The sequence below is a fragment of the Luteimonas terrae genome (assembly GCF_004358165.1).
GTDB lineage: Bacteria > Pseudomonadota > Gammaproteobacteria > Xanthomonadales > Xanthomonadaceae > Luteimonas > Luteimonas terrae.
The window spans coordinates 494,947-510,024 of the sequence record NZ_SMTG01000002.1 but is presented as its reverse complement, the minus strand read 5'-3'; the positions used below and the strand labels follow the sequence as shown (position 1 = coordinate 510,024).

16 protein-coding genes are annotated in these 15,078 nt (G+C 66.1%); 9 read left to right on the top strand and 7 right to left on the bottom strand.

Annotated elements, in window-relative coordinates:
• Positions 1 to 43 precede the first annotated feature (43 nt).
• On the top strand, positions 44 to 499 hold the full coding sequence (locus E2F49_RS02545; RefSeq protein ID WP_082387407.1) for a YbaY family lipoprotein: 456 nt from the start codon (positions 44 to 46) through the stop codon (positions 497 to 499).
• Between the two features lie 3 nt (positions 500 to 502).
• Here the strand turns inward: E2F49_RS02545 and alr are convergent, their stop codons facing one another.
• From alr to E2F49_RS02515, 6 genes are all read right to left on the bottom strand, one after another.
• Positions 503 to 1,591, bottom strand: a complete 1,089-nt coding sequence (gene alr / locus E2F49_RS02540; protein ID WP_133392475.1) for an alanine racemase — start codon at positions 1,589 to 1,591, stop codon at positions 503 to 505.
• Positions 1,592 to 1,672: 81 nt separating this feature from the next.
• The gene (locus E2F49_RS02535; protein WP_133392474.1) at positions 1,673 to 3,094 is read right to left on the bottom strand and encodes a replicative DNA helicase; all 1,422 of its coding nucleotides are present in this window, start codon (positions 3,092 to 3,094) and stop codon (positions 1,673 to 1,675) included.
• Between the two features lie 767 nt (positions 3,095 to 3,861).
• Positions 3,862 to 4,314: a 50S ribosomal protein L9 gene (gene rplI, locus E2F49_RS02530; protein WP_055247659.1), complete on the bottom strand. Its 453-nt coding sequence runs from the start codon at positions 4,312 to 4,314 to the stop codon at positions 3,862 to 3,864.
• A gap of 89 nt (positions 4,315 to 4,403) precedes the next feature.
• Positions 4,404 to 4,634 (bottom strand): 30S ribosomal protein S18, encoded by a 231-nt coding sequence (rpsR, locus tag E2F49_RS02525; protein WP_055247656.1) that lies wholly within the window; start codon positions 4,632 to 4,634, stop codon positions 4,404 to 4,406.
• An 11-nt stretch (positions 4,635 to 4,645) separates the two neighbouring features.
• On the bottom strand, positions 4,646 to 5,080 hold the full coding sequence (gene rpsF, locus E2F49_RS02520) for a 30S ribosomal protein S6 (RefSeq protein WP_133392473.1): 435 nt from the start codon (positions 5,078 to 5,080) through the stop codon (positions 4,646 to 4,648).
• Positions 5,081 to 5,499: 419 nt separating this feature from the next.
• On the bottom strand, positions 5,500 to 6,819 hold the full coding sequence (locus tag E2F49_RS02515; protein ID WP_133392472.1) for an MFS transporter: 1,320 nt from the start codon (positions 6,817 to 6,819) through the stop codon (positions 5,500 to 5,502).
• Positions 6,820 to 6,997: 178 nt separating this feature from the next.
• Here E2F49_RS02515 and cyoA point away from each other — a divergent pair, with 178 nt between their 5' ends.
• From cyoA to E2F49_RS02490, 5 genes are read left to right on the top strand one after another with little or no spacing between them, the layout of a single operon-like run.
• On the top strand, positions 6,998 to 8,197 hold the full coding sequence (cyoA, locus tag E2F49_RS02510) for a ubiquinol oxidase subunit II (RefSeq protein ID WP_133392471.1): 1,200 nt from the start codon (positions 6,998 to 7,000) through the stop codon (positions 8,195 to 8,197).
• 45 nt (positions 8,198 to 8,242) lie between these two features.
• Positions 8,243 to 10,255 carry a cytochrome o ubiquinol oxidase subunit I gene (gene cyoB / locus E2F49_RS02505; protein ID WP_055247650.1) on the top strand — a complete coding sequence of 671 codons (2,013 nt, stop codon included), beginning with the start codon at positions 8,243 to 8,245 and terminating at the stop codon, positions 10,253 to 10,255.
• A gap of 3 nt (positions 10,256 to 10,258) precedes the next feature.
• A complete protein-coding gene (gene cyoC, locus E2F49_RS02500) occupies positions 10,259 to 10,912 on the top strand; it encodes a cytochrome o ubiquinol oxidase subunit III (protein ID WP_055247648.1) in 654 nt (217 codons plus the stop codon).
• Positions 10,909 to 11,292, top strand: coding sequence for a cytochrome o ubiquinol oxidase subunit IV (cyoD, locus tag E2F49_RS02495; protein WP_055247646.1), 384 nt, complete (start codon positions 10,909 to 10,911; stop codon positions 11,290 to 11,292). The genes cyoC and cyoD overlap by 4 nt, the downstream gene beginning before the upstream one ends.
• Positions 11,293 to 11,305: 13 nt before the next feature.
• A complete protein-coding gene (locus E2F49_RS02490; RefSeq protein WP_133392470.1) occupies positions 11,306 to 12,043 on the top strand; it encodes an SURF1 family protein in 738 nt (245 codons plus the stop codon).
• A gap of 445 nt (positions 12,044 to 12,488) precedes the next feature.
• On the opposite strand, the gene E2F49_RS02485 is transcribed toward E2F49_RS02490, so the two are convergent.
• On the bottom strand, positions 12,489 to 12,824 hold the full coding sequence (locus E2F49_RS02485) for a HesB/IscA family protein (protein WP_055247642.1): 336 nt from the start codon (positions 12,822 to 12,824) through the stop codon (positions 12,489 to 12,491).
• Between the two features lie 105 nt (positions 12,825 to 12,929).
• Between E2F49_RS02485 and asnS the strand changes: the two genes are divergently transcribed.
• The 3 genes from asnS (at position 12,930) to E2F49_RS02470 (ending at position 15,071) form a co-directional block, all read left to right on the top strand.
• Positions 12,930 to 14,327 carry an asparagine--tRNA ligase gene (gene asnS, locus E2F49_RS02480; protein WP_133392469.1) on the top strand — a complete coding sequence of 466 codons (1,398 nt, stop codon included), beginning with the start codon at positions 12,930 to 12,932 and terminating at the stop codon, positions 14,325 to 14,327.
• Positions 14,328 to 14,451: 124 nt separating this feature from the next.
• A complete protein-coding gene (locus E2F49_RS02475; protein WP_055247637.1) occupies positions 14,452 to 14,754 on the top strand; it encodes a hypothetical protein in 303 nt (100 codons plus the stop codon).
• Positions 14,755 to 14,771: 17 nt separating this feature from the next.
• Complete coding sequence (locus E2F49_RS02470) at positions 14,772 to 15,071, top strand: hypothetical protein (RefSeq protein ID WP_133392468.1); 300 nt, start codon at positions 14,772 to 14,774, stop codon at positions 15,069 to 15,071.
• Positions 15,072 to 15,078 lie beyond the last annotated feature (7 nt).

Sequence of the window (15,078 nt, the reverse complement as noted above, 5' to 3'; positions counted from 1 at the left end):
TGGTCGGGCGCATGCTCGGCCCGTCGCCTCCGGAGTTCCCGCCATGCCACGTGCCCTGCGCCACCTCGCCGCCCTGCCCCTGTGCGCCGCTCTGTCGCTGGCTGCCTGCCAGTCCTCGCCGCCCACGACCGGAGACACCCCGATGCAGGAATCCACCGCCACCGTGCGCATCCAGGGCGAAGCGCTGTACTTCGAGAAGATCCTGATGCCCGAGGGCTCGCAGTTGCGGGTGCAGATTCTCGACAACCAGTTGGCCGACACGCAGCGCGCCGTACTCGCCGAACAGGTCACGACGGTCGGCGCCGGTCCCTACGAATTCGCGATCGACGTGCCGCGCGCGAAGCTGCGCCCGGGCGGCCAGTTCGGATTGCATGCCTCGGTGTCGGCGCCAGACGGCAGCGTGCGCTTCCTCACCGACACGCGCGTACCGGTCAGCATCGGCGACGGCGCGCTGGACGTGCACGTCGGGCAGGTGCGCCTGCGCCACGTGCAGCCCTGACGCTCAGGCATTGACGAATCGCACCCGCCGGGTGATGCCGCAGGTCAGCGCGTAGGAGATCGTGCCGGCCGCATCGGCGACCGTCTCGACCGGGAGCGCGTCGCCCCAGAGCAGCACCGGATCCCCGGCGCGCACGTCGGTCTGGCCGCGCAGGTCGATCGTCATCAGATCCATCGAGACGCGCCCCGCGACGGCCGCCATGCGGCCGTTCACCAGCACCGGCGTGCCGGCGGGCGCGAGGCGCGGATAACCGTCGCCGTAACCGACCGCGGCCACGCCGACCGCCATGTCTTCCGGCGCTTCCCAGGTGGCCGAATACCCGATGCGCTCGCCCTTGCCGACGTGATTCACCGCGAGCAGGCGCGTTTCAAAGGTCATCGCCGGCCGCAGGCCGAACGAGGCGCCGCTGCGCCCGGCGACGACCGACATGCCGTACAGCGCACCGCCTGGCCGGATCCAGTCGCCACAGGCATCCGGCCAGCCGAGCACGGCGGCGGAATTGGACAGCGAGCGAGGCCCGTCGAGTCCTTCGGTCGCGGCGGCGAACACGCGCATCTGCGCCGGTGTCTGCGCGCCATTGCGCGCATGCACGTCGAACTCGTCGGAACTGGCGAAGTGCGTCATCAGCACGATGTCGCCAGTGACGCCGCGCGCCGCGCGCAGGCGCGCATAGGCCTCGCGCACCTGCTCGGGCGGAAAGCCGAGACGATGCATGCCGGTGTCGATCTTGAGCCAGACACGGATCGGCGCGCCTTCGGTCTGTTCGAGCAGATCGAGCTGGGCGGCGTGGTGCACGATCGCCTCGGCGCGCAGCGCGCGCAGCTGGTCGAGATCGTCGGGATTGTCGAAACCCGACAGCACGAGAATCGGCTGTTCGAGACCCACAGCGCGGATGCGGGCCGCATCCTCGATCGCGGCGACGCCGAAGGCATCGGCCTCGCGCAGGCCGCGCGCGACGGTTTCAAGACCATGGCCATAGCCATCGGCTTTGACCATCGCCATCAGACGCCGGCCCGGCGCCCGCGCGCGCATCGCCGCCAGATTGTGGCGCAGCGCGTCGGCGTGGATGGTGGCGGTGATCGGACGGGCCATGCGGGCAGGACAGGCGACGGAACGGTCGTCTATTGTGCGCGTTCCGCGCGCGGCGCGCGGCCGCGCGGGTGAACCGCAGCGTTACTCGAAGCTGCCGATCGAATCGTGCGAGAGATTGTCGAAGCGCGTGTACTCGCCGAAGAACTTCAGCTTCACCGAGCCGGTCGGGCCGCTACGCTGCTTGCCGATGATGATCTCGGCCAGGCCTTTGTCCGGCGACGTCTCCTTGTTGTAGTAGTCGTCACGGTAGATGAAGATGATGATGTCGGCGTCCTGCTCGATCGCGCCCGATTCGCGCAGGTCGGCCATCACCGGGCGCTTGTCGGCACGCGTTTCCAGCGAGCGGTTGAGCTGCGACAGTGCGATCACCGGCACGTTCAATTCCTTGGCCAGGCCCTTGAGCGAGCGCGAGATCTCCGAGATCTCGGTCGCGCGGTTCTCGCTGTTGCCCGGCACGCTCATCAGCTGCAGGTAGTCGATGACCACCAGGCCCAGATCGTGCTCGCGCTTGAGACGGCGGCACTTCGCGCGCAGCACGTCGGGCCCCAGGCCCGGCGTGTCGTCGATGAAGATCTTGGTTTCCTTGAGCATGCGGATCGCGCTGCTGACGCGGCTCCAGTCCTCGTCCTCCAGCTGGCCGGTGCGCAGGCGCGTGGCATTGATGCGACCGTTCGATGAAATCAGGCGCAGCGCGAGCTGGCTGGCCGACATTTCCATCGAGAACACGCCCACGGCCTTCTTGGTCTTGATCGCCGCGTATTCGGCGATGTTGAGCGCGAAGGTCGTCTTGCCCATCGCCGGACGCGCGGCGAGGATGATCAGGTCGGTCGGCTGCAGGCCGGCGGTCATCTCGTCGAACTCGGTATAGCCGGTCGGCAGACCGGTGACGCCGCCGCCGTTGTTGAAGCGCGTCTGCAGCACGTCGAAGGCGTCGGCCATTGCCTTGTTGATCGCCGTGAAGTCGGTGCGCCCCTGCGCACCGGCCTCGGCGATCTTGAACACCTGCTGCTCGGCCTTGGCGAGGATCTCGCTGCTGTCGCGGCCTTCAGGCTGGAAACCGTCATTGACGATCTCGGTGCCCACTTCGATCAGCTGCCGCAGGATCGCCTTGTCGCGCACGATCTCGGCGTACGCACGGATGTTGGCCGCCGAGGGCGTGGTGCTGGCCAGCTCGCCCAGATAGGCGCCGCCGGCGACGAGTTCCGACAGGCCGTTGGACTCGAACCACTCGCCCAGCGTCACCGCATCGAAGGGCTTGCTCTTCTCGGCCAGCTCCTGGATCGCGGCGTAGATCTTCTGGTGGTCGCGGCGATAGAAATCGTCCGGCACCAGCAGGTCGGCGATGCGGTCGTAGGCGTCGGGCACCAGCATGAGGCCGCCCAGCACCGCCTGCTCGGCCTCGACCGACTGCGGCGGCACACGCAACTGCTCCACGCGCGCATCGCTGCGGTCGCGATCGCGGTCGAAGCGGTCGTTGTTGCGGAATTCGTTGCGTGCGGACATGGCGGTGGACTTCTGGAGGAACGGACTACGGCGCTTGGAATGCTAGGGCGTACGCCTGTGGATACGCGACGCCACAACCTGTGGATAAGCCTAACGATGCGCAGCTTCACAACGAGTTATCTCGCGGACTGAGACGACTTCTTCGGATGCTGCGAGTGCCCGGCCGGGATTGCTCCTCGGCTCGGTCAGTCATCCCTGACTGACTCGCCGCCGCGGACCATCCATGGTCCGCTCTCCGCAACACCCGGCCGAGCCCTCGCCCGCGACCTGGGACTACGCAGACTTCGAAAGCTCGTACGCACTGCAGTTGGATGCCGCAGATCGGCCAAACACCTCTGAAATGCGCTGATGCGTGAAGCGTTTTCGAAGCCACGAAAGCTGGTAGTTGCAGCGAGCAGCGGACTGACGGGCCATGGTTGCGCCGAGCGCGCCATGGATGAGCTCGGTCTGCTTGCGCGGCATGCCGCGCGACCGGGTGAACGCCGGGCATGCTTTGCCCGGCCGGGCCGCGAAGCAGGCGCGCGCCCGAGTCAGGGCAGGGTGAGTGGTGACGGCTTGCGCGGCATTGCCGCGCGTCCACACGAACGCACGGCGCGCTGCGCCGGGCCGGACCGCGAAGCGTCCTGACCGAGGGAAAAGCGACCGTGGCCCGGCAGGCCGATGCGCGGTCCCCGAAGCCAAAGCCCGGTACAAGCGGCCAGAACAGAACGCCCAAACGAAAACGGGCGCCTTTCGGCGCCCGCCCAAGGACAACCCGATCCGATGGATCAGGCGACCTCGCCTTCGATGATCACCTTGACGGTGGTCTCGGCGTCGGCGTGCAGGTGCACCACGACCTCGAACTCACCGGTGTTGCGGAACGCGCCTTCACCCAGCACGACTTCCGACTTGTTGACCGGTGTGACCGCCTTGGTCAGCGCGTCAGCGATTTCGCGCGGACCGACCGAGCCGTACAGCTTGCCTTCGGTCGACGCGTTGGCGTAAACGGTCACGCTGGCGCCTTCCAGCTTGGCCAGGCGCTGCTGCGCCTCGTCGAGCTGCGACTTCGCCTTGGCTTCGTACTCGGCGCGACGCGATTCGAACTCGGCGATGCTGGCGGCGGTCGCCGGCACGGCCTTGCCCTGCGGCACGAGGTAGTTGCGGCCGTAGCCCGGCTTCACGTTGACCTTGTCACCGAGGTTGCCGAGGTTGGTGACCTTCTGCAGAAGAATCAGTTGCATGGTGTTGCTCCGTATTCGTTAGCGGCGCCGGTGGCGCCGCAACGGTTGCTGTCCGAATCGGACGAGAACGCTCGAGCGCCGCGAGGCGATCAGACGTTGTGGTTGTCCGTGTACGGGATCAGCGCGAGGAAACGCGCGCGCTTGACGGCCGTGGCCAGCTGGCGCTGGTACTTGGACTTGGTACCGGTGATGCGGCTCGGGACGATCTTGCCGTTCTCGGTGAGGTTCTGGCGCAGGGTGTTGAGATCCTTGTAATCGATCTCCTTGACGCCCTCGGCGGTGAACTTGCAGAACTTGCGGCGGCGGAAGAACTTGGACATGTGCGTGATCCTCAGGCGGCTTCGGCGTTGTTGTCGGACTTGTCGGACTCGGCATCGCTGCCGGCCGAATCGCCTTCGTCGTCACGGCGGCGGCGCTCGCCACGCTCGGGCTTGTCGCCCTTCTCGTCCTTGTTCTTCATGATCAGGGACTGCTCGGTGTCGGCCTCGTCGCGACGCACGACCAGGTGACGCAGCACCGCATCGTTGAAGCGGAACGCCTCGGTGAGCTCGTCGATGCCGGCCTGGCCGACTTCGATGTTGAACATCACGTAGTGCGCCTTGACGAGGTTGTTGATCGGGTAGGCCAGCTGGCGGCGGCCCCAATCCTCGAGACGGTGGATCTTGCCGTCGGCGCCCTCGATCAGCGACTTGTAGCGCTCGATCATCGCAGGCACCTGCTCGCTCTGGTCCGGATGGACCAGGAACACGACTTCATAATGACGCATGGTGGTTTCCTTTCGGGTATCGGCCGCGCGGTCGCGCCGGCCTGGATAGCCCCCCGATCTGCGGCAAGGCCGCACAGTGGGGCAAGGGTCTCCCGGCGGACAGCCGCAGGGAGCCGGGCATTCTCACAGATGCCCTGCCCCGGAGCAAGTGCGCCGGACCCATAGGCCGCGACGCTTCTGCGCGCGACATCTTTATATGCGCACAGTGCGACATTCGGTCGCAGCCCCGCATTGCATGTCAGATGCTGAAATACACGCGCCGAAGCGCCCGCGTGGCGCACCTTCCCGGACGGCTAGACCCCGGGAGCGGATCAGATGCTCCGCCCCCACGGAGCCCAGGAGTCGTCAACGTGCCAGCCGCCCGCCGCATCCCGACACACGCCGCCCCCAGGGCGGCGCGTGCGCGCGGGTGCGGTCGTTCAGCGCACCGTTTCGAGCGTGCGGCTGAAGCCCAGGGCGGCCAGCGTGACCGCCGCGCCCGAGAGCAGGTAGTAGCCGACGTAGGCCAGGCCGTAGTGGCTGCACAGCCACAGCGCGACCAGCGGCGCGAAACCGGCGCCCACGAGCCAGGCGATGTCCGAGGTCACCGCAGCGCCGGTGTAGCGGTAGATGCTCTCGAAGCGCGAGGCGATCGCGTTGCTCGCCTGCCCGAGCGACAGGCCCAGCAGGGCGAAGCCGATGACGACGTAGGTCGTGCGGCCCGCGGTGGTGTCGCTGCCCAGCAGCGGCGCTGCGAAGAAGCTGAAGAGCGCGATCAGCACCGCGGCGATCGCCAGCTGGCCACGGCGGCCTACGCGGTCGGCCAGGATGCCCGACAGCATGATGCCCAGCCCGCCGACGATCGAGCCCAGGAACAGGCTGCCGAGGAAATCGGTCGCGTTGTGATCGGTGAACAGCGTCGCCCAGCTCAGCGGGAAGATCGTCACCAGATGGAACATCGCATAGGTCGCCAGCGGAATCAGCGCGCCGACGAACACCTGGCGCGGATGCGTGGCGATGGTCTCGACGACGCGCCGCGGCTGCAGTTCCTTCTCGTCAAACAGACGCTTGAACTCGGGCGTGACCACCAGACGCAGGCGCGCGAAGAGCGCGACCACATTGAGCGCCAGCGCGACGAAGAACGGGAAGCGCCAGCCCCACGCCATGAAGTCTTCCTGGCTCAGCACGCGGGTGAAGATCAGGAACATGCCGCAGGCGAGCATGAAGCCCAAGGCCGCGCCGAGCTGCGGAACCATGGCGTACCAGCCGCGGCGCTCGCGCGGCGCCGTCAGCGACAGCAGCGACGGCAGGCCGTCCCAAGCGCCGCCCCAACCCAGGCCCTGGCCGAAGCGGAACACCGCCAGCAGCACCGGCGCGAGCATGCCGGCCTGCGCATAGCTGGGCAGGAAGGCGATCGCCATCGTCGAACCGCACAGCAGGAACAACGCGCCGATCAGCTTGGCCGCGCGGCTGAAGTTGCGGTCGATCGCCATGAAGACGATCGAGCCGATCGGACGTGCGATGAAGGCCAGCGAGAACACCGCGAACGACTTGAGCGTCGCTTGCACCGGATCGGCATCGGGAAAGAACAGGTACGGAAACACCAGCACCGCGGCGATGCCGTACACGAAGAAGTCGAAGAATTCCGATGTCCGCCCCATGACGACGGGAAACGCGATCTTGCCTGGAGACACTTCCAGGTCGTCGGTTTCCGGCGCGTCGTCGAGGCCGGTGGTGGCTTGCTGTGCAATATCGCTCATCTGCGCGCTCTCTCCGGTCGTTATGGGGGATAATGCGCCGCATTGTGAACCCGAAACGGGCCCGCCAAGCAAGGTGCGCAGCAGCAAGGCCCGGCGCCCCGCTACACCCCCACGCTAACGGCCGCGCCGTAGCGCTTCCGTCAAGTCGTATTCCTCTCCGTTGTCGTCGATCCCCTCAATGAAATCCACTCTTCGAATCTTCGCGCTGCTCCTGGCAGCCACGGTGCTGTCCGGCTGCGAATGGACCGTCATGGCGCCTTCGGGCGACATCGCGGTCCAGCAGCGCGACCTGATCGTGCTGTCCACGGTCCTGATGCTGCTGATCATCGTGCCGGTGATCTTCCTGACGTTCTTCTTCGCCTGGAAATACCGCGAGTCGAACAAGGACGCCGAGTACGCGCCCGAGTGGCACCACTCCACGCGGCTGGAGCTGATCATCTGGTCGGCGCCGCTGGCGATCATCCTCGTGCTGGGCACGGTGACCTGGATCGCGACGCACAAGCTCGATCCGTATCGCCCGCTCGACCGCATCGACGCGAACACGCCGATTCCCGAGGGCGTCGAGCCGCTGGTGGTGGAAGTGGTCGCGATCGACTGGAAATGGCTGTTCTTCTATCCCGAACAGGGCATCGCCACGATCAACGAACTGGCCGCGCCGGTGAACCGCCCGATCCAGTTCAAGCTGACCTCGTCGTCGATCATGAATTCCTTCTTCGTCCCCGCGCTGGCAGGCCAGATCTACGCCATGCCGGGCATGGAGACCAAGCTGCACGCGGTCATCAACAAGGAAGGCGTCTACAAGGGCTTCTCCGGCAATTTCAGCGGCGACGGCTTCTCGCACATGCGCTTCGACTTCCACGGCCTGAGCGAGGACGGCTTCGACGCCTGGGTGGCCAAGGTCCAGGCCGACACGACGCGTCTGGGCCGCGAGGAATACCTGGTGCTCGAGCGTCCGTCCGAGCGTGAGCCGGTGCGTTATTTCGGCGACGTCGATCCGGCGCTGTTCGAGGCGATCGTCAACATGTGCGTCGCGCCCGGTTCGATGTGCGTGCACGAGATGGCGCACATCGACCGCAGCGGTGGCGGCGGCGTCGACAGCCAGGCCAACTACGACCGTCTGCGCTACGACAACCGTCATGCCGACGATCCGGTCGCAGCCCCGGCCGCGACGTTCCCCGAAGCCGGCCGCGAAGCCCGTGGCGACGAGCCGCAGGGTCACCAGCCGCGCGCCGTGTCGCCGGATGAGCCGACGCCGCAGCCGACGCCGTCCAACGAGGACGACGACGAAGGCGTCAAGCCGATCCCGCCGGGCCAGGAACCGCAGAACGAAGGCGCTCCCGGCAAGCCGGACAACGACGGCGGCCGGACCGGTCGCTGATCGTCCGCATCGCATCACGCAATCCAAGTACCAGGCAGGAACTCCATGTCCGCACCCCAGGACCAGATCACATCCCCGTGGATCGGGCGCTTGTCGCTCGATGCACTGCCCTTCCTCCATGACCCGGTCGTCGGCGTCACCTTCGTCGGCGTCGTGCTGGGCGGTATTGCCACGCTCTTCCTGCTGACCAGGTACCGCCTCTGGGGCTATCTGTGGAAGGAGTGGTTCACCAGCATCGACCACAAGAAGATCGGCATCATGTACTGCGTGCTGGCGATCGTGATGCTGCTGCGCGGCTTCGCCGACGCGGTGCTGATGCGCGCGCACCAGGCCATGGCCTCCAGCGGTGGCGAGGGCTTCCTGCCGCCGCACCACTACGATCAGATCTTCACCGCCCACGGCGTGATCATGATCTTCTTCGTGGCCATGCCGCTGGTGACGGGCCTGATGAACTACGTCGTGCCGCTGCAAATCGGCGCGCGCGACGTGGCGTTCCCGTTCCTCAACAACTTCAGCTTCTGGATGACCGCCGGCGGTGCCGCGCTGATCATGGCGTCGCTGTTCGTCGGCGAGTTCGCACGTACCGGCTGGCTGGCGTATCCGCCGCTGTCGGGCGCCGACTACAGTCCAGGCACAGGCATGGACTATTACCTGTGGGCGCTACAGGTGGCCGGTGTCGGCACGACGCTATCGGGCATCAACCTGATCGTGACCATCGTCAAGATGCGCGCGCCGGGCATGAAGCTGATGCGCATGCCGATCTTCACCTGGACCTCGCTCTGCACCAACATTCTGATCGTGGCCTCGTTCCCGATCCTGACGGCGACGCTCGCGCTGCTGACGATGGACCGCTACGTCGGCACGAACTTCTTCACGAACGATCTCGGCGGCAACCCGATGATGTACGTGAACCTGATCTGGATCTGGGGTCACCCGGAGGTCTACATCCTGATCCTGCCCGCCTTCGGCATCTTCTCCGAGGTCGTGGCGACGTACTGCGGCAAGCGCCTGTTCGGTTACACCTCGATGGTCTACGCCACCGCGGTGATCACGATCCTGTCGTACCTGGTGTGGCTGCACCACTTCTTCACGATGGGCTCGGGCGCGAGCGTCAACGCGTTCTTCGGCATCACGACGATGATCATCTCGATCCCGACGGGCGCGAAGATCTTCAATTGGCTCTTCACCATGTACAAGGGCCGCATCCGCTTCGACGTGCCGATGCTGTGGACGATCGGTTTCATGTTCACCTTCGTCATCGGGGGCATGACCGGCGTGCTGCTGGCGGTGCCGCCGGCCGACTTCGTGCTGCACAACTCGCTGTTCCTGGTCGCGCACTTCCACAACGTGATCATCGGCGGCGTGCTGTTCGGTCTGTTCGCCGGCATCGTGTACTGGTTCCCGAAGGCGTTCGGCTTCAAGCTCGACGAGTTCTGGGGCAAGGTCTCGTTCTGGTGCTGGCTGGTCGGCTTCTGGCTGGCGTTCACCCCGCTCTACATCATGGGTCTGATGGGCGTGACCCGTCGCCTGAGCCAGTTCGAGGACACCTCGCTGTCGGTGTTCTTCATCATCGCGGCCATCGGCGCTGCACTGGTCGCGGCCGGCATCGGCGCGTTCCTGCTGTCGATCGCGGTCGCGGTGAAGAACCGCAAGAAGCTGCTCGACACCACCGGTGATCCGTGGAACGGCCGCACGCTGGAATGGGCGACCTCCTCGCCGCCGCCGAACTACAACTTCGCGTTCACCCCGGTCGTCTACGAGATCGATGCCTGGACGGACATGAAGAAGCACGGCTACACGCGTCCGACCACCGGCTTCACCTCGATCCACATGCCCAAGAACACCGGCGCGGGCGTCGTGCTGTCGGCGATCAGCACGGCGCTGGCCTTCGGTCTGATCTGGCACATCTGGTGGCTGGCGGGCCTGTCGTTCGTGACGCTGATCGTCGCGTCGATCTGGCACACCTTCAACTACGACCGCGACTACTACATCCCGGCCGACGAAGTGAAAACGACCGAGGACGCGCGGACGCGCGAACTCGCACAGCAGGCGCTCTGAACCATGGCACATACCACCCACTCCCCCACCGTCGGGACCGAGCGCGTCTACCACGTGTTCGAAGACCCGCACGCCCACGACGACGGGCACGAGCATCACCCGGAAACCGGCACCAACCTCGGTTTCTGGATGTACCTGATGAGCGACTGCCTGATCTTCGCGATCCTGTTCGCCGTCTACGCCGTGCTCGGCCGCAACTACGCGGCCGGCCCCTCGCCGGCCGACCTGTTCGACCTGAAGCTGATCCTGGTGGCGACGTTCATGCTGCTGTTCTCGTCGATCACCTACGGGTTCGCGATGTTGAACTCGTACAAGAACAACCTGCGTCGCACGATCGGGTGGCTGCTGGTGACCGGCCTGTTCGGCCTGGCGTTCCTGGGCATCGAGCTGTACGAGTTCCACCACCTCGCCCACCTCGGCGCCACGCCGCAGCGCAGCGCGTTCCTGTCGTCGTTCTTCACCCTGGTCGGCACGCACGGCCTGCACGTGACGTTCGGCCTGATCTGGCTGGTGACGCTGGTCTTCCAGCTCAAGAAGCATGGCCTCAACGCCGCCAACAACCGTCGCCTGATGTGCCTGTCGATGTTCTGGCACTTCCTCGACGTGATCTGGATCGGCGTGTTCTCGTATGTGTATCTGATGGGAGTCGTGGGATGAGCACCGAAACCAACCACCACGGCGCCCACGAGTCGGCGCACGACGCGCATGGCCACGGCAGCATGCGCGACTACGTGATCGGCTTCGTGCTGTCGGTGATCCTCACCGTCATCCCGTTCTGGCTGGTCATGGGCGAAGTGCTGGAAAGCCGCGTCTGGACCGTCGCGCTGATCATGATCTTCGGCGCCATCCAGATCGTCGTGCACATGGTCTACTTCCTGCACATGAACCGGAAATCGGAAGGCGGCTGGATCCTGATGTCGCTGCTGTTCACCGGCATCATCATCGTCATCGCGCTGGTCGGCTCGCTGTGGGTCATGCACCACCTCGACACCAACATGATGCCGATGTCGCCCGAGCAGATGCGCGTCGCACCCTGACACGCATGCCTTCGTGAGCGAGTCCACCCGCGCCACACGCCCGCTCGTCCGCTGGGCGCTGCTGGCCTTCCTGCTCACCGCCGCCGCGGGCTTCATCGCCCTCGGCGTGTGGCAGGTAGAACGTCTGGGCTGGAAACGCGACCTGATCGCACGCGTCGACGCACGCGTGCACGCCACGCCGGCCCCGATGCCGGCGTCGTCGTACTGGGCCCGCATCCACACCGTCGACGACGAGTACCGACGTGTCACCGCCACCGGGCGGTTCCTGCATTCGCAGGAGGTCGCGGTCTACGCGACCACCGAGCGCGGCCCGGGCTACTGGATCTTCACTCCGCTGGTGACCGCCGACGGCACGGTCTGGATCAACCGCGGCTACGTCGACAACGCACACCGCGCGCGCGACAGCCGCGCGCGTCACACCGACGACGAGCGCGTCTCGGTTACCGGGCTGCTGCGCCTGCCCGAGCGCGCCGGCCTGTTCCTGCGCGACAACGTGCCTGGCGAGGACCGCTGGTACACCCGCGCGCCGGACGAGTTCACCGCGGCGCGCGAAATGCCCGGACCGGTCGCACCCTTCTTCGTCGATGCGCAGGACCGAATCGATATCGGCAATTGGCCGGTCGCCGGCATGACGATGGTCAGCTTTCGCAACAACCATCTCAGCTATGCGCTGACCTGGTTCGGCATGGCGCTGCTCGCGTTGCTCGCGGCGGGATTCGTCGTGCGGAGCGAGTTCCGGCGCAAGCGCTGAGCGCCTGTGGAAGCGCCAGTCCCTACGGCCTGAAGAGCGTCGTGTCTCAGCTAAGCCGTGAGCGTCGCAATCTGCCCCTTCCCCCGCGTGCGGGGGAAGGCTGGGATGGGGGCAAACCGGACGTGCGGGATGCAATGAACCCGGCGCAATCGCTCAACCACGTCCGCACGCGGCGGGCATTGCTGCGCCCGGACGGTTCGCCCCCACCCAACGCTCCCCCGCAGTGCGGGGGAGGACTTCAGTTGGCCGCAAGCTGAGACAGGACACTGATCGGGTCCGTACCGAAGAGGTCAACGAGCAGAGCGCGTCGGGTGAGGGCCGGGCTTGAGCAACAAGTGTCATTCAAGCGGCTTCGCGCGCGTGCCTCTTACCCCACCATCGGCCTCCGCCGCGCTCATCTCTCCCGGAGTGAGAGGGGCGCAAGCGTCCGCTCACAGCAGACGGTTTACTTGGTCGGATCAGTCGTGAAGCTCTCACCGCAGCCGCAGGCCGCGGCCGCGTTCGGGTTGCGGAACACGAATTCCTGGTTCAACCCTTTCTGCGCAAAGTCGATCTCGGTGCCGTCGACAATCGGCTGGCTGGCCGTATCGACGTAGATGCGCACGCCGTCCTGCTCGCTGACCGCATCGCCCGGCTTCTCCTCGTGGGCGATGTCGACGACGTAGCCCCAGCCCGAGCAACCGGTCTTGGTGACGCCGAAGCGCAGTCCCAGCGCGCCGGGACTGGCCGCGAGGAAGCGGCGGGCGCGTTCGAGGGCTGCGGGGGCAAGTGCGATGGCCATGAGGTGATTGTACTCCCGTGGACCAGAACGCCCGCTGGTGGACGCGTCTGCTCCGGTAGACTGTGCTGCCGCGTGTTATCGGACCGGATTTCCAGGATTCAAGGCATGACCACGATCAGCGTCCAACAGGCCCTTGCCGGGCACATTCCAGAAGGTGGCGAAGTCACCGTGCGTGGCTGGGTCCGCACCCGCCGTGACTCCAAGGCCGGACTGAGCTTCGTCAACGTCAGCGACGGCTCGTGCTTCGCGGCGATCCAGGTCGTGGCACCGGACACGCTGGGCAATTACGAATCCGAAGTGAAGCGCCTGACCGCGGGTTGCTCGGTCATCGCCACCGGCACGCTGGTGAAGTCGCAGGGCCAGGGCCAGAGCTTCGAGATCCAGGCCGAGTCGCTGGAAGTGGTCGGCTGGGTCGAGGATCCGGAAACCTATCCGATCCAGCCCAAGGCGCATTCGCTGGAGTTCCTGCGCGAGGTCGCGCATCTGCGCCCGCGCACCAATCTGTTCGGCGCGGTCACGCGCATCCGCCATTGTCTGGCGCAGGCGGCGCACCGCTATTTCCACGAGAACGGCTACTACTGGATCAACACGCCGATCGTCACCACGTCCGATGCCGAGGGCGCGGGCCAGATGTTCCGCATCTCGACGCTGGATCTGGCGAACCTGCCGATGCGCGAAGGCAGGATCGACTTCTCGCGCGACTTCTTCGGCAAGGAAGCGTTCCTGACGGTGTCGGGCCAGCTCAATGTCGAGGCCTACTGCCTCGCCATGAGCAAGGTCTACACCTTCGGCCCGACCTTCCGCGCCGAGAACAGCCACACCACCCGGCATCTGGCCGAGTTCTGGATGATCGAGCCGGAGATCGCATTCGCCGATCTGGCCGAGAACGCGCGCATCTCCGAAGAGTTCCTCAAGTACCTGTTCCGCGCGGTACTCACCGAGCGCGCCGACGACATGGCCTTCATCGCCGAACGCGTGCAGAAGGATGCGATCACGCGTCTGGAAGCCTTCGTCAATGCGCCGTTCGAGCGCATCGAGTACACCGACGCGGTGTCGCTGCTGCAGAAATCCGGCCACAAGTTCGAGTTCCCGGTCGAATGGGGCCTGGACCTGCAGACCGAGCACGAGCGCTGGCTGACCGAAGTGCACGTCGGCCGCCCGGTGGTGGTGACCAACTATCCCGAGCACATCAAGGCGTTCTACATGCGCCTCAACGACGACGGGAAGACCGTCGCGGCGATGGACGTCCTGGCCCCGGGCATCGGCGAGATCATCGGCGGCGCGCAGCGCGAGGAACGTCTCGACGTGCTCGACGCGCGCATGGACCAGTTTGGTCTCGATCGCGAGCACTACGGCTGGTACCGCGACTTCCGCCGTTACGGCACGGTGCCGCATGCCGGTTTCGGTCTCGGCTTCGAGCGCCTGATCGTCTACATCTGCGGCCTGTCGAACATCCGCGACGCGATCCCCTACCCGCGCGCGCCGGGCCAGGCGGAGTACTGAAGAGCCGTAATTCGGGATTCGTGATTCGGAAGAGCGGATCCCGATGTCAGCGAGGACAGTGGCGCAGGAGGTGTGACTTGCTTTTTCGAATCACCAATCACCAATCCCCAATCACGACGTTCCATTGACCCTCTTTCTCGCCCTGTGTTTCTTCGGTGTCGCGATCGGCGGGTTCACCGCGTTCGTGATCTTCTGGCCGCTGTCGCTGGTGCACCTGCGCGATCGCCATCCGCAGGTGCGCAACCGGTTCGGCGAGAACGCCTTCGCGCAGCCGGCCGCTCTGCGCTGGCTGCTCACCGGCGACTACCGCGAAGTGCCGGACCGCCAGTTCACCGGGCTGGCGACGCCGGCCCGCATCTCGTTGATGGTGATCCTCGGCGCACTCGCGGCTTCGGCCGTGCTGTGGCTGTGGTCGATCGCCCCCTGAATTCTGGAGTTCTCCGTATGACCCGTGACCAGTGGTGGCTCGCGTCCCTTGGCCGCACCGTGATCTGGGCGCGCCTGCGCGTGCTCGATGCCGGCACCGCCGAGGTGTTCGACAGCGACGGCAACACCCTCCCCTACGACAGCGAGGACACCGCGCGCGGCATGCTGCTCGATGCGGAGTTCGTCGAGTTGGAAGGCCTCGATGCCGAGGACGCGCTGGCGCGCGGCTTCGCGCTCGACCAGATCGCACCGCCCGAGGCCGAAACCGACGCGCAGCTGCGCGATCGCATGGTGCAGTCGCTCGGCGCCCGCGCCTGACCTCGCG